General features: G+C 75.6%; 15 protein-coding genes. 6 read left to right on the top strand and 9 right to left on the bottom strand.

The window, feature by feature from the left end:
• Positions 1–161 precede the first annotated feature (161 nt).
• Entirely contained in the window at positions 162–1,562 is a 1,401-nt protein-coding gene (locus NPS70_RS26355; RefSeq protein ID WP_256526929.1) for a CoA transferase, read from the top strand.
• Positions 1,563–1,590: 28 nt separating this feature from the next.
• On the opposite strand, the gene NPS70_RS26350 is transcribed toward NPS70_RS26355, so the two are convergent.
• Positions 1,591–2,229, bottom strand: coding sequence for a VIT family protein (locus tag NPS70_RS26350; RefSeq protein ID WP_256526966.1), 639 nt, complete (start codon positions 2,227–2,229; stop codon positions 1,591–1,593).
• A gap of 281 nt (positions 2,230–2,510) precedes the next feature.
• Between NPS70_RS26350 and NPS70_RS26345 the strand changes: the two genes are divergently transcribed.
• From NPS70_RS26345 to NPS70_RS26325, 5 genes are all read left to right on the top strand, one after another.
• On the top strand, positions 2,511–3,530 hold the full coding sequence (locus tag NPS70_RS26345; RefSeq protein WP_256526928.1) for a DEDDh family exonuclease: 1,020 nt from the start codon (positions 2,511–2,513) through the stop codon (positions 3,528–3,530).
• A gap of 64 nt (positions 3,531–3,594) precedes the next feature.
• Complete coding sequence (locus NPS70_RS26340; RefSeq protein ID WP_005319131.1) at positions 3,595–3,828, top strand: hypothetical protein; 234 nt, start codon at positions 3,595–3,597, stop codon at positions 3,826–3,828.
• Between the two features lie 103 nt (positions 3,829–3,931).
• A complete protein-coding gene (locus tag NPS70_RS26335; RefSeq protein ID WP_256526927.1) occupies positions 3,932–4,720 on the top strand; it encodes an SURF1 family protein in 789 nt (262 codons plus the stop codon).
• A 30-nt stretch (positions 4,721–4,750) separates the two neighbouring features.
• Entirely contained in the window at positions 4,751–6,535 is a 1,785-nt protein-coding gene (locus tag NPS70_RS26330; protein ID WP_256526926.1) for a glycoside hydrolase family 15 protein, read from the top strand.
• A gap of 5 nt (positions 6,536–6,540) precedes the next feature.
• A complete protein-coding gene (locus NPS70_RS26325; RefSeq protein ID WP_256526925.1) occupies positions 6,541–7,296 on the top strand; it encodes an SDR family oxidoreductase in 756 nt (251 codons plus the stop codon).
• Between the two features lie 23 nt (positions 7,297–7,319).
• Here NPS70_RS26325 and amaP read toward each other — a convergent pair whose 3' ends face one another.
• The 8 genes from amaP to abc-f all read right to left on the bottom strand — a co-directional run bounded on the left by amaP (position 7,320) and on the right by abc-f (position 12,990).
• On the bottom strand, positions 7,320–7,910 hold the full coding sequence (gene amaP, locus NPS70_RS26320) for an alkaline shock response membrane anchor protein AmaP (RefSeq protein WP_256526924.1): 591 nt from the start codon (positions 7,908–7,910) through the stop codon (positions 7,320–7,322).
• Positions 7,907–8,557: a DUF6286 domain-containing protein gene (locus tag NPS70_RS26315; protein WP_256526923.1), complete on the bottom strand. Its 651-nt coding sequence runs from the start codon at positions 8,555–8,557 to the stop codon at positions 7,907–7,909. Before NPS70_RS26315 ends, amaP begins: the two co-directional genes overlap by 4 nt.
• The gene (locus tag NPS70_RS28785; RefSeq protein WP_256526922.1) at positions 8,554–8,922 is read right to left on the bottom strand and encodes a hypothetical protein; all 369 of its coding nucleotides are present in this window, start codon (positions 8,920–8,922) and stop codon (positions 8,554–8,556) included. The genes NPS70_RS26315 and NPS70_RS28785 overlap by 4 nt, the downstream gene beginning before the upstream one ends.
• Before the next feature lie 6 nt (positions 8,923–8,928).
• Positions 8,929–9,114 carry a hypothetical protein gene (locus NPS70_RS26305; RefSeq protein WP_256526921.1) on the bottom strand — a complete coding sequence of 62 codons (186 nt, stop codon included), beginning with the start codon at positions 9,112–9,114 and terminating at the stop codon, positions 8,929–8,931.
• Between the two features lie 26 nt (positions 9,115–9,140).
• Entirely contained in the window at positions 9,141–9,632 is a 492-nt protein-coding gene (locus NPS70_RS26300) for an Asp23/Gls24 family envelope stress response protein (RefSeq protein ID WP_256526920.1), read from the bottom strand.
• Between the two features lie 245 nt (positions 9,633–9,877).
• Positions 9,878–10,669: an enoyl-CoA hydratase/isomerase family protein gene (locus tag NPS70_RS26295; protein WP_256526919.1), complete on the bottom strand. Its 792-nt coding sequence runs from the start codon at positions 10,667–10,669 to the stop codon at positions 9,878–9,880.
• A 137-nt stretch (positions 10,670–10,806) separates the two neighbouring features.
• Positions 10,807–11,028, bottom strand: a complete 222-nt coding sequence (locus NPS70_RS26290; protein WP_256526917.1) for a helix-turn-helix domain-containing protein — start codon at positions 11,026–11,028, stop codon at positions 10,807–10,809.
• A gap of 363 nt (positions 11,029–11,391) precedes the next feature.
• Entirely contained in the window at positions 11,392–12,990 is a 1,599-nt protein-coding gene (abc-f, locus tag NPS70_RS26285; protein WP_256526916.1) for a ribosomal protection-like ABC-F family protein, read from the bottom strand.
• Positions 12,991–13,256 lie beyond the last annotated feature (266 nt).

Below are 13,256 nucleotides of genomic sequence, written 5' to 3'. Positions count from 1 at the left end.
CCGGACCCGGCGACCGGGTGCGGCGGCCGCAGCGCGAGGGCCCCGAGGGGGCCGGGCCCGGCACGACCGGGACCGGCCGCCCTCGGGGCCCTTCGCCTCGGCGGGTGCCCGCGGGACGGCGGCCCGTACCGCGGGCCCGGACGCCGTGCCATAGTGGCGTCATGTCGGATGATCTTCCCCCGGGTGTCACGGAGGGCTGGGCCGCGCTCGGCGGCGACCCGGCGCTGACGGAACGGGTCACCGCCGCGGGGACGGGCGGCCTCCGCTCCCGGCTCCCCTCCCTGCCCCTCGCACGGGCCACCGTCGCCCTCTGCTCCCTGGCGGCCGCGGAGCTGGCCGCCCGGCGGGGCGGCGGTCCGGTGCCCGCCGTCCGCGTCGACGACGGAGCCGTGACCGCGGCCTTCCTCGGCGACCGGCTCGTACGGCTCGACGGGGCGCCGCCGACGGCCTTCGCCCCGCTGTCGCGCTTCTGGCCCGCCGCCGACGGCTGGGTCCGCACCCACGCCAACTACCCGCACCACCGGCGCCGGCTGCGGCAGGCGCTCGGCCTGCCGGACGGCGCGGGGGCGGCGTCCGTGGCCGGGGCGGTGGCGGAGCGCCCCGCCACCGAGGTGGAGGAGGCGGTGTACGCGGCGGGCGGCCTCGCCGTCGCCGTGCGCTCCACCCGGGAGTGGGCCGCGCATCCCCAGGGTGCGGCGGCCGGCGCCGAGCCGCTGCTGCACGTCGGGGAGCTGGGCGCGGCCGGGGCGCCGCCCGCCGCGGGGGCTCCCCGTGAGCTGCCGTGCGCCGGGCTGCGCGTGCTCGACCTGACGCGGGTGCTCGCGGGGCCGGTGGCCACCCGCACCCTCGCGCTGCTCGGCGCGGACGTGCTGCGCGTGGACTCCCCCGGTCTGCCGGAGGCCCAGGACCTTCACGACGACACCGGGCTCGGCAAGCGCTCCGCGCTGCTCGACCTCGGGCGCCGGGCCGACCGGGCGGTGTTCGAGGAGCTGCTGTCCTCGGCGGACGTGGTGGTGACGGGCTACCGGCCGGGCGCGCTGGACCGGTTCGGGCTGCTGCCCGGCGACCTCGCGGCCCGGCGGCCGGGGCTCGTGGTGGGCCGGCTCTCCGCGTGGGGCCGCAGCGGGCCCTGGTCCGGCCGCCGGGGCTTCGACAGCCTGGTGCAGGCCGCCTCGGGGATCGCGCTGCGGGAGGGGGACGCGGGCGTGCCGGGGGCCCTGCCGGCGCAGGCGCTGGACCACGGCACGGGGTATCTGCTCGCCGCCGGTCTGCTGCGGGCCCTGACCCTCCGGCAGGCCTCGGGCACCGGGCGGGTGGTGGACGTCTCGCTGGCGCGGACCGCCGCCTGGCTGCTGCACGGGCCGGGCACGGCGGCGGGGCCGTCGGGTACGGCGGCGGGTACGGCGGAGGACTTCGACGCGGAGCCGTGGATGACCGAGGTGGACACCCCGCGGGGCCGGCTCCGCCACGCGCTGCCCGCCGTGGCCTTCGACCATGGCCCCTCCGGCTGGGCGGTGCCCTCGGGCCGCTGGGGCGCGGACGCCCCCGGGTGGCGGCTGTGAGCGGGGGCGCCACCGCGGCGCACCCCCGTCACACCCCGGCGGCGCCCAGCAGGGAGCCGACCGCGTAGGTGACGCCCATCGCGACCGCACCACCGCCGACGTTGCGCAGCACGGCCCGTCCCGGAGGTGCGGCCCCCAGGCGTGCGCTCCACCAGCCGGTCAGGGCGAGGGTCACCAGCACCGACAGGACCGTGACGGACAGCCGGGCGGAGGCGGGCGGCAGCACCATCGCCAGCAGCGGCAGCAGGGCTCCCACCGTGAACGCCAGGAAGCTGGCCCCCGCCGCGTGCCAGGGGTTGGTGAGGGCGTCCGGGTCGATGCCGAGTTCCACCCGGGCGTGGGTGCGCAGGGCGTCGCGGGCGGTGAACTGCTCGGCGGCCTCCCGGGCCACCGCCCCCGAAAGGCCGCGGTCCGTCAGCATCTGCGTGAGTTCTTCCAGTTCGGCCTCGGGCTGCTCCGCCAGCTCGCGCCGCTCCTGCGCGAGGGCGGCCAGCTCGGAGTCGCGCTGGGTGGACACCGAGACGTACTCGCCCGCCGCCATGGACAGCGACCCGGCCATCAGCCCGGCCAGGCCCGCGGTCAGCAGGGCGGAGCGCTCCGAGGTCGCCCCCGCGACGCCGACGACCAGGCCGGCCGTGGAGACGATGCCGTCGTTGGCGCCGAGCACCGCCGCGCGGAGCCAGTTGAGGCGGGTGCCGAGTCCGCCGTGGCCCGCCTCGTGCTCCGCCTGCGCGGCCGCGGGGCGGCGGGCACCGCCCGCGTCCTGCGCCCCGGCCGCGTCACCGGGCCGCCTCTCGTCGCTCACGGGGACAGCGTCTCATCCCGGCCCGGCCCGGGGTGCGTCAACCCGCTGGGGGCACGGCGGTCTTGCGCCGCCTCGGCGGGGACCGGGGCGGGGCGCACCGGGGGGTCGAGTGCTGTCGGCGGCGGCCCGTATTCTCTGTGACCATGCTCGACGACCGAACGACCGCAGCGACGACCTGGCCGACCGCCTACCCCGAGGGGTACGCGGTCGTCGACGTGGAGACCACGGGGCTCGCCCGGGACGACCGGATCGTCTCGGCCGCCGTCTACCGGCTCGACGCCCGGGGCGAGGTCGAGGACCACTGGTACACCCTGGTCGACCCGGAGCGGGACCCGGGGCCGGTGTGGATCCACGGGCTGACGAGCGAGGTGCTCCGGGGGGCGCCGCTGTTCGGCGAGATCGCCGGGGAGTTCGCCTCGCGCCTGGCGGGCCGGGTCCTCGTCGCGCACAACGCCGCCTTCGACTGGAACATGATCGCCCGGGAGTACGCGCGCGCCCGCGGCGAGGCCCCGACCCGCCAGCGGCTGTGCACCATCGCCCTGGCGAAGGAGCTCCGGCTGCCGCTGCCGAACCTCAAGCTGGAGTCGCTGGCCGCGCACTTCGGGGTGGTGCAGCAGCGCGCCCACCACGCGCTGGACGACGCGCGGGTGCTCGCCGAGGCCTTCCGTCCCAGCCTGCACGCGGCCGCGCGGGGCGGTGTGCGGCTGCCGCTGCTGGAGTGCCGCCCGCTGACGGAGTGGACGGACACCGCCGCCCCGGCGCGTGTGGGGTACCAGGCGTCCCACGGGCACCGCAGCTGGCGCCCGTCCCGCAAGCGCCCGCCGTGCCCGTACCCGAACCCGGGCCGCTACACGGCCGGCGGGCCGCTGGTGCAGGGCATGCGGGTGGCCTTCTCCGGCGACACCTCGACCGAGCGGGAGCTGCTGGAGGACCGGGCGGTGGAGGCCGGCCTGCACGTGGCGACGAGCGTGTCGCGGCTGACGAGCCTGCTGGTCACCAACGACCCGGGCGCCGCCACCTCCAAGGCGGTCAAGGCGGCGGCCTTCGGCACCCCCGTCCTCGACGAGGCGGCCTTCACGCAGGCGCTGCGGGACGTGGCCCCCGCGCCGGGCGGGCGCCGCGCCCCGGCCGCTCCCCCGCCGCAGGCACCCGCATCGGAGTGAATGCGCGGCGACTCGCCCCCGGGCCGCTCGCCCGGGGCGGCCCGGGCGTTTCACCCTGAGGCGCATGGCACGTTGCGAGGTTTGCGGAAACGACTACGGCATGTCCTTCGAGGTGCACGCGCAGGGCGCGGTGCACGTCTTCGACTGCTTCTCCTGCGCCATCCACCGCATGGCACCCATCTGCGAGCACTGCCGGGTCCAGATCATCGGCCAGGGCGTGGAGGCCGAGGGCCACTGGTACTGCGGCGCCCACTGCGCCAGGGCGGAGGGGAGGGCCGGCATCGTCGACCGGGTGTGAGACACGGGAGCCCGCCCCCGGGGGCGAGGCTCCCCCGGCGCTCACGGCCCCCGGACGAGACCCCCTCGTCCGGGGGCCGCGGCGCGCCGGGTACCGTCGAGCCGTGTACCGCTTCCTGTTGACCCGGCAGTGGGTGATCCTCACCCTGATCGCCCTCGTCCTCGTCCCCTCGATGGTCGAGCTGGGCTTCTGGCAGTTCCACCGCCATGAGCGCCGGGTCGCGCAGAACGGACTGATCGCCGACAGCCTGGCCGCGGCACCGGTCCCCGTCGAGGAGCTCACCTCGCCGGGCCACACCGTCCCGCGGGCCGACTACTGGCGCGCCGCGCGGGCCACGGGCACCTTCGACACCGAGGGCGAGGTCGTGGTGCGGCGGCGCACCAACACCGAGGACAGGGTCGGGTTCCATGTGCTGACCCCCCTGGTGCTGGCGGACGGCCGTGCCGTGCTCGTCAACCGCGGCTGGGTCCCCTTCGGGGCCGACCAGACGGCGTTCCCCGAGGTGCCGCCCCCGCCGCGGGGCACCGTCACGGTCACGGGGCGGCTGAAGGCCGACGAGACGACCGGCACCAGCGGGATCAAGGACCTGGCCGGGCTCCCCCCGCGCCAGGTGATGCTCATCAGCAGTGCGCAGCAGGCCGAGCGGCTGGACCGCGAGGTCCTCGGCGGCTATCTGGAGCTGACGGACCCGCAGTCCGGCCCCGAGGGGCCCGAGCAGATCCCCGCGCCGGACCACGACTCGATCGGCGCCCACATGGCCTACGCCGTCCAGTGGTGGCTGTTCGCCGCCGGGGTGCCCGTCGGCTGGGTGGTCCTCGTCCGCCGTGAGCTGCGGGACCGGGCCGCGGCGCGGAAGCCCGGCACCCCGGAGCCCGCCCCCGCCGCTGGTTGACGGCCGACTCCGCCGGGAACACGCCAGAGCGTGACCCTACGCATCGAGGACTACGCCCTCATCGGCGACCTCCAGACGGCCGCGCTGGTCTCCGCGACCGGCTCCGTCGACTGGCTGTGCCTGCCGCGGTTCGACTCCGCGGCCTGCTTCGCCGCACTCGTGGGCAACGAGGAGAACGGCCACTGGAGGATCGCGCCCCGGGGCGCCGGGCGGTGCACCCGGCGCGGCTACGTCGGGGACTCGCTCGTCCTGGAGTCGGTGTGGGAGACCCGCACGGGCACGGTGCGGGTCCTCGACTTCATGCCCCAGCGCGACGAGGCCCCCGACCTGGTGCGGATCGTGGAGGGCGTCACCGGCAGCGTCGAGATGGCCGCGACACTGCGGCTGCGCTTCGACTACGGCTCCGTGGTGCCGTGGATGCGCCGGACGGACGGGCACCGGGTGGCGGTGGCAGGCCCCGACGCGGTGTGGCTGCGCAGCGAACCCCAGGTCAAGACGTGGGGCCAGCAGTTCAGCACCTGCTCCTCGTTCACGGTGGCGGCGGGCGAGTCGGTCGCCTTCGTCCTCACCTGGCACCCCTCGCACAAGTCCCGGCCCCCGCTCATCGACCCCCACGAGTCGCTGCGCCACACGCTGGAGGACTGGACCGCATGGGCCTCGGTGTGCGGCTACCGCGGCCCCTACCGCGAGGCGGTGGTGCGCTCCCTGATCACCCTGAAGGCACTCACCTACGCCCCGACGGGCGGCATCGTGGCGGCCCCGACCACCTCGCTCCCGGAGGAGCTCGGCGGGGTGCGCAACTGGGACTACCGCTTCTGCTGGCTGCGGGACTCCGCACTGACCCTGGGGTCGCTGGTGGCGGCGGGCTACCACGAGGAGGCCGCCGCCTGGCGGGACTGGCTGCTGCGCGCGGTGGCCGGCGACCCCGCCGACCTGCAGATCATGTACGGCATCGCGGGCGAGCGCCGGCTTCCCGAGTTCGAGGTGGAGTGGCTGGGCGGCTACGGCGGGGCGGTGCCGGTCCGGGTCGGCAACGAGGCCGCGACCCAGCTCCAGCTGGACGTCTACGGCGAGGTGATCGACTCCCTGTTCGTGTGCCGCCAGGCCGGCCTCCCCGCCGAGCGGCACGCGTGGAACATCCAGCTGAGCCTGCTGGGCTTCCTGGAGTCCACCTGGCGCCAGCCCGACGAGGGGCTGTGGGAGGTCCGCGGCCCGCGCCGCCACTTCGTCCACTCCAAGGTGATGGCCTGGGCGGCCGCCGACCGGGCGGTGCGCACCCTGGAGACGGACCGCTCGCTGCCCGGGGAGGTGGCCCGCTGGCGCGCCATGCGCGACGAGGTGCACCGGGAGGTGTGCGAGAAGGGCTACGACCCGGTGCGCAACACCTTCACCCAGTCCTACGGCTCCGAGGAGCTGGACGCGGCCACGCTGCTGATCCCGCACGTCGGCTTCCTCCCGGGTGACGACCCGCGGGTGCTGGGCACCATCGAGGCGGTCCGGCGGGAGCTGGCCGACGGGCCCCTGGTGCGGCGCTACAGCACGGTGGGTGCCGGGGTGGACGGGCTGCCCGGCAGCGAGGGCACGTTCCTCGCCTGCTCCTTCTGGCTGACCGACGCCCTGTGCATGGCGGGCCGCCACGAGGAGGCCCGCGAGCTGTTCGAGCAGCTGCTGGCGCTGCGCAACGACGTGGGTCTGCTGTCCGAGGAGTACGACCCGGTGGCCGAGCGCCTGCTGGGCAACTACCCGCAGGCGTTCAGTCACATCGGCCTGGTCAACACGGCCCTCGCACTCGCCCGGCACGACGAGGCAGGATAGGGCGCATGGATCTTGGACTGAAGGACCGCGTCTTCGTCGTCACCGGTGCCTCCCGGGGCCTGGGCCGCGCCTCCGCCGCGGCTCTGGTCGCCGAGGGGGCGCGGGTGGTGGTCACCGGCCGCGACGCGGCGGCGGTCGCCGACGCGGCCGCCGCCCTCGGCCCGGGTGCGGTGGGCCTGGCCTCGGACAACGCCGAGCCCGCCGCTGCGGAGCGCGCCGTGGCCGCGGCCAGGGAGCACTTCGGGCGGTTCGACGGGGTGCTGATCAGCGTGGGCGGCCCGGCGCCGGGCTTCGTGGCGGACAACACGGACGAGCAGTGGCGCTCGGCCTTCGAGTCGGTGTTCCTGGGGGCGGTGCGGCTCGCCCGCACGGCCGCGGCCGAACTCTCCGAGGGCGGGGTGATCGGCTTCGTGCTGTCCGCCTCCGTCCACGAGCCGATCGCGGGTCTGACGGTCTCCAACGGCCTGCGGCCGGGGCTCGCCGGTTTCGCGAAGTCCCTCGCCGACGAGCTGGGGCCGCGCGGCATCCGCGTGGTGGGGCTGCTGCCCTCCCGTATCGACACCGACCGCGTCCGGGAGCTGGACGCGCTCTCCGGCGACGCCGAGGCCGCCCGGGCGGCCGGTGAGGCCGCCATCCCGCTGCGGCGCTACGGCACGCCCGGGGAGTTCGGGGCCGTGGCGGCGTTCCTGCTGTCCCCGGCGGCCTCGTATCTGACCGGGGTCATGCTGCCGGTGGACGGCGGCGCACGGCGCGGCTTCTGACGGTCCCGCGGCGCGACCTCGGCTCAGCTGACCCGCTGGGCCCGGTGCCTGGAGGCCCGCAGCCTCGCCTCGGCCGGCAGCGCGGCGAGGCCGGTCGAGGTGCGGGCGTTGCCGAGGGCGCCGTCGGCCAGACCGGAGAGGACCTCCTCGGGTGAGGCGTGCGCTTCGAGGTGCAGCAGCACGCGTGCACCCGGCGCGGTGCGGCGGCGCCCGGTGAGCGCTACCGCGGCCCGGGAGACGCCCGCCATCGACTCGGCCTCGCTCCGCATCACCTCTTCGAGGGCCCGGCCGCGCAGCACGGCCCCTTCTCCGTCGCCGCTGTCCACCAGGATCTCGGCGAGCCGTGCGCGCCGCAGCTGCGCGAGCAGCCACCACAGGGCGAGCAGCAAGGCGAGCGCCAGGACGCCGATGACGACGGGCCACCACCAGCCCTCCGACCGCCACCGCGCCCGGTCCGCGTCGCTGAGCAGGACGTCGGAGGGACCGGACCAGGGCCACCAGGAGGGGACGTCGAGTCCGGCTCCGGCGGCGAGGACGGCGCCGCCGGCCGCGACCAGCGCGAGGCCCGCCAGGGCCAGCAGCACGCGGTTGGCCACCGGGAGCATGCGTCTCATGCCTTCCTCCCCGTGGGGCGGGTGACGTGGACGGTGAGGACGCAGGGGCGGGCGAGGCCGAGCTCCCGCAGGCCGATGGCGAGCGCGGTGTCGAGGTCGGCGCGCACCTCGTCGAGTTCGCGGAAGTGGGAGCGGGCGCGGACGGTGGCCCTGCCCCGGCCGACCCGCACCTTCGCCGACTGCACCCCGGAGACCTCCACGGCACGGTCGCGCAGCACCAGCGCGGCCGCTTCGCGGTCGAGTCCGGCACACACCCCGGGACGGTCGCGCCGCATGGGCAGGACGGCGCGCAGGCCGGGTGTGGCGGCGAGGACGAGGAGCCAGAGCCCGAGGAGCACCACGGCGGCCGCGACGGCGAGGACGGCCACCTCGTCCAGGCGCCAGCGGTCCAGGTGGTCGGCGAGTGCGCGCCGCCAGTGCATCGCCGGGCGGTCGGCGCGGACGGCGGCGACGTCGTACAGCAGCAGGCCGGTGGCGCCGAGGAGGACCAGCGCGAGTACGGCGGCGGGCACCCTGCGGGCGGACCAGAAGCGCCCGGCCCGGGGCCCTGAGGGCTCCGCGGGAGCGCGGCCGCGGGCGGCGGGCGGCCGGGCCGCGGCCGGGGCCGCCTCCTCGGCGGGGGTTCCCCCGGGCGCGTCGGCGCTCACCGGAGCCTCCCCTCCGCGGTGGCGTGCTGCGGAGCGGAGTGCAGCCGCTCGACCTGGACGGCCACTTCCGGCACCTCCATGTCCGCGAGTTCCCGTACCCGGCGTGCGACGTGCCGCCGCACGCGGGCGCACCGGCCCCCGATGTCGCAGGGGTAGTCGAGTTCCAGGCTGATCCTGATGCGGGCCGCGCCGTGGTGCACCACCACCATGGCGTGCGGGGCCGCGCCGCCCTCGGGGACGGGCAGGGCCTCCCGGGCCGCCCGGGTGGCGATCTTGGCGACGACCCGGTCCGCCACGGTGGTCGACCCCCGCTCGGCGGGGGCGACCCGGCGTGGGCGGGTCGGTGCGGGCTCACCCCCGGCCACGGCGGATCACCGCCGCCCGTTGCCGCGGCCGCGGAGGAAGTCGCCGATGTCGAGGTCGCCCTCGACGAAGCGGCCGACCACGAACCCGACCGCTCCCAGCGCGGCGACGAGAAGGAACGCCCCGAACCCGCCGAAGTACCCGGCGAATCCGAGAGCCATGCCGGCGACCATGCCGACGACCGCCATGCTCATCGTGGACTCCTCTCCTGGACCCGGTGCTACTGGATACGGGGTTCGGGCTCGTCGTCGTCCTCGTCGGGGAGCTTGACGTCGCTCACCGCGATGTTGACCTCGACGACCTCCAGGCCCGTCATGCGCTCGACCGCGGAGACGACGTTCTCCCGGACGGCCCGGGCCACGTCGGCGATGGAGACGCCGTAGTCGACGACGATCTCCAGGTCGAGCGCGGTCTGCACCTCCCCCACCTCGGCCTTGACCCCGCGTGCCGGACCGGACCTGCCGCCCGCACCGGGAACCCGGTCGCGCACGGCGCCGAAGGTGCGGGAGACGCCGCTGCCCATGGTGTGGACGCCGACGACGTCGCGCGCCGCGAGCCCGGCGATCTTCTCGACGACGCCGTCGGCGATCGTGGTCCGTCCGCGGACCTGGGCGTCGGCCCGTGTGCCGGGCGCGCTCCGGCGGGGGGTGTCGGCCCCCTGCTCGACGACGGCCGCCTGCGGGGGCCGGTTGCGCTCGCCTGTCTCGCTCATCGCGTGGTCCTTTCACGGGGCGCCGCGGATGGGCCCGCCCGGGCGGCCTCCGGCCTCCCTGCGGGACCGGGCGGGCCGGCTGCCGCCCCGCACCGGGTGCGGTGGGCACGGGCCGGAGAACCGGCCCCTGCCCACACTATGTGCGCCTGCCCCGTTGCGCGCCGGGGATGCGGCAGCACGGAGGAATCCCCCCGTCCGCACCCGGCCGCCGGGAGTCGCCGCCGGGGCCGGGCGGGCGTTCCGCCTCAGTCCGACAGGCCGGCGAGGTCGCGCAGCCGGCGGGCCTGGGCGGCCCGCTCGGCGGCCCGCTGCTCCTCGTAGCCGCGGGCGGTCGCACCCTGGAGCAGGGCCTTGGTCTCCACCACGGCGTCGCGCGGGGCGGCGAGCAGGGCGGCCGCGAGGTCGCGGACGGCGGCGTCGAGTTCGGCGGCCGGGACGACCAGGTTGGCCAGGCCCGTGCGCTCGGCCTCGTCGGCGTGGACGAAGCGCCCGGTGGCGCAGATCTCCAGGGCGCGCGCGTAGCCGACGAGCGCGACCAGGGGGCTCGTGCCCGCGAGGTCGGGCACGAGCCCCAGGGCGGTCTCGCGCATGGCGAACTGCACGTCCTCGGCCACCACCCGCAGGTCGCAGGCGAGGGCGAGCTGGAAACCCGCACCGATGGCATGGCCCTGGACGGCGGCGATGGTGACGAGGTCGGGGCGGCGCCACCAGGTGAAGGCCTCCTGGAAGGAGGCGATGGCGGCGTCCACCTCCGCGTCGGTGCCGCGGGCCAGGTCGACGAACGACGGCTCGCCGTCGAAGCCCTCGGGGGTGAAGGCCTGCCGGTCGAGTCCGGCGGAGAAGGACTTGCCCTCGCCGCGGAGCACGACGATCCGCACGTCGCCCGGGAGCAACCGGCCCGCCTGCGTCAACGCCCGCCAGAGAGCGAAGTCCTGGGCGTTGCGCTTGTCCGGCTTGGCCAGCGTGACCGTGGCGACGGCGCCGTCGACGGTGAGTCGTACACCGTCCTGGTCCAGCAGGGAGTCGTGCGAAGTCATGGGGCGCCTCCGTGGGTGCAGTGGGCCCGCGACAGCGGGCTACTGCACAGTAACCACCCGGAGGGCCGCCTGGCCGCCCGGGTGGCCACCGCATCGGGAAAAACGGTGTTCCGAAGGAGCCTTTCTGCTGACGGGGCTCAGGTCGAGGGGGCCTTCTTGCCCCTCGTCGCTCCGCCGCGTCCACGCAGGACGACGCCGGACTCGCTGAGCATCCGGTGCACGAATCCGTAGGAGCGGCCGGTCTCCTCGGCCAGCGCCCGGATGCTCGCACCGGAGTCGTACTTCTTCTTCAGGTCTGCCGCGAGCTTGTCGCGCGCGGCGCCGGTCACCCGGCTGCCCTTCTTCAGAGTCTCGGCCACCCGTGCCTCCTCATGGGAAGTGCGCTCTGGACTTCTCATGATCACCCCTCCCGGGCGTCCTGGCCACCCATTCGGCAAGGTCGATGCGGAACTCGTCACGGCGCACGACACGGCCACCACGACCGGAATGTCGCATTCCACTCGAACATCTGAGCGCTCTTTTTCGGCCATGGAGCGAAAAGAGCAGGTCACAGGCGGTCCGTGGGTCCCGTCACCACAGGGGAGCGGAGGCGGCCCGTCCGCCAGGCGCCACGCCGGGGTACGAGACCGACTCACACAGATGACGGAGTGCGCCTAGGCCGAATGATCCATAGGCGGGTGATCACCGGAGCCCTCCCGGGGCCTGCGGCGCCCCCGGGGGCCTCAGGCGAGGGCCACCAGGTCCGCGTAGTCCGCGCCCCACAGGTCCTCGACGCCGTCCGGCAGCAGGATGATCCGCTCCGGCTCCAGCGCCTCCACGGCACCCTCGTCGTGGGTCACCAGGATGACGGCGCCCTTGTAGGTGCGCAGCGCCCCGAGGATCTCCTCGCGGCTGGCCGGGTCCAGGTTGTTGGTGGGCTCGTCCAGCAGGAGGACGTTCGCCGAGGAGACCACGAGGGTGGCCAGCGCCAGACGCGTCTTCTCCCCGCCGGAGAGCACCCCGGCGGGCTTGTCCACGTCGTCGCCCGAGAACAGGAAGGAGCCCAGCGTCTTGCGCACCTCGACCAGGTCCAGGTCGGGCGCGGCGGAGCGCATGTTCTCCAGGACGGTGCGGTCCGGGTCGAGCGTCTCGTGCTCCTGGGCGTAGTAGCCGAGCTTGAGTCCGTGCCCGGGGGTCACCGCGCCGGTGTCCGGCTGCTCCACCCCGGCGAGCAGCCGCAGCAGGGTGGTCTTGCCCGCGCCGTTGAGGCCCAGGATGACCACCCGGGAGCCCTTGTCGACGGCGAGGTCGACGTCCGTGAAGATCTCCAGCGAGCCGTAGGACTTCGACAGGCTCTCCGCGGTGAGCGGGGTCCTCCCGCAGGGAGCGGGCTCGGGGAAGCGCAGCTTGGCGACCTTGTCGGCGACCCGCACCTCGTCCAGGCCGGCCAGCAGCCGCTCGGCCCGGCGGGCCATGTTCTGCGCGGCGACGGTCTTGGTGGCCTTCGCCCGCATCTTGTCGGCCTGGGAGTTGAGCGCGGCGGCCTTCTTCTCCGCGTTCTGCCGCTCGCGCCGGCGGCGCTTCTCGTCGGCCTCGCGCTGCTGCTGGTAGAGCTTCCAGCCCATGTTGTAGACGTCGATCTGGGAGCGGTTGGCGTCCAGGTAGAAGACCTTGTTGACCACCGTCTCGACCAGGTCCACGTCGTGGGAGATGACGACGAAGCCGCCCCGGTAGGTCTTGAGGTAGTCCCGGAGCCAGACGATCGAGTCGGCGTCGAGGTGGTTGGTCGGCTCGTCGAGCAGCAGGGTGTCGGCGTCCGAGAACAGGATGCGGGCCAGCTCCACGCGGCGGCGCTGACCGCCGGAGAGCGTGTGCAGGGGCTGCCCGAGCACCCGGTCCGGCAGCCCGAGCGCGGCGGCGATCGTCGCGGCCTCGGCCTCGGCCGCGTACCCGCCCTTGGTCAGGAACTCGGTCTCCTGGCGCTCGTACTGCCGCAGGGCCTTGTCCCGGGTGGCGCCCTGGCCGACCGCGATGCGCTCCTCGTTCTGGCGCATCCGGCGGATCAGCACGTCGAGGCCGCGCGCCGACAGGATGCGGTCGCGGGCCAGGACCTCCAGGTCTCCGGTACGCGGGTCCTGCGGGAGGTAGCCGACCTCACCGGAGCGGCTGATGGTGCCCGCCGCGGGGATGCCCTCGCCCGCGAGGCACTTGGTGAGGGTGGTCTTGCCCGCTCCGTTGCGGCCGACGAGGCCGATGCGGTCGCCCTTGGCGATGCGGAAGGAGGCGGACTCGATGAGGACGCGCGCGCCGGCGCGCAGCTCGATACCGGATGCGGTGATCACGGGGGACGTACTCCAGGGCGGTGTCGGACGGCGGAAGGGACGGGGAGCGACGCTTCGACGCCGTCTAATGCGCAAGGAGACAAGCCATACGGCCAGTCTAGCGGGGCGGGCAAGTGCTTTTCCGCGGTGCGCGGCGGGCCCGGGACGCCCCGGAGGGGCCGCTCCCCGGCCGCACGCAGCGGTGTCGGCGGGCTGCGCCCCGGCGGGGGGCACCGCCGCCGGGCGGCGGGGGTGCCAGACTGAGACCCGGATCACATCTGCCGCCG

The organism is Streptomyces sp. C10-9-1, assembly GCF_024497955.1.
Classification (GTDB): domain Bacteria; phylum Actinomycetota; class Actinomycetes; order Streptomycetales; family Streptomycetaceae; genus Streptomyces; species Streptomyces sanyensis.
Note: the sequence above shows the minus strand (reverse complement) of the source record. Positions and strands in the feature narration are given on the sequence as shown.

Bases quoted from the DNA above. Each gene is read 5' to 3' on its own strand.
- NPS70_RS26355 (WP_256526929.1), top strand. From the start codon at position 162: ATGTCGGATGATCTTCCCCCGGGTGTCACGGAGGGCTGGGCCGCGCTC.
- NPS70_RS26345 (WP_256526928.1), top strand. From the start codon at position 2,511: ATGCTCGACGACCGAACGACCGCAGCGACGACCTGGCCGACCGCCTAC.
- NPS70_RS26340 (WP_005319131.1), top strand. From the start codon at position 3,595: ATGGCACGTTGCGAGGTTTGCGGAAACGACTACGGCATGTCCTTCGAG.
- NPS70_RS26325 (WP_256526925.1), top strand. From the start codon at position 6,541: ATGGATCTTGGACTGAAGGACCGCGTCTTCGTCGTCACCGGTGCCTCC.
- amaP (WP_256526924.1), bottom strand. From the start codon at position 7,910: ATGAGACGCATGCTCCCGGTGGCCAACCGCGTGCTGCTGGCCCTGGCG.
- NPS70_RS26305 (WP_256526921.1), bottom strand. From the start codon at position 9,114: ATGAGCATGGCGGTCGTCGGCATGGTCGCCGGCATGGCTCTCGGATTC.
- NPS70_RS26300 (WP_256526920.1), bottom strand. From the start codon at position 9,632: ATGAGCGAGACAGGCGAGCGCAACCGGCCCCCGCAGGCGGCCGTCGTC.
- NPS70_RS26295 (WP_256526919.1), bottom strand. From the start codon at position 10,669: ATGACTTCGCACGACTCCCTGCTGGACCAGGACGGTGTACGACTCACC.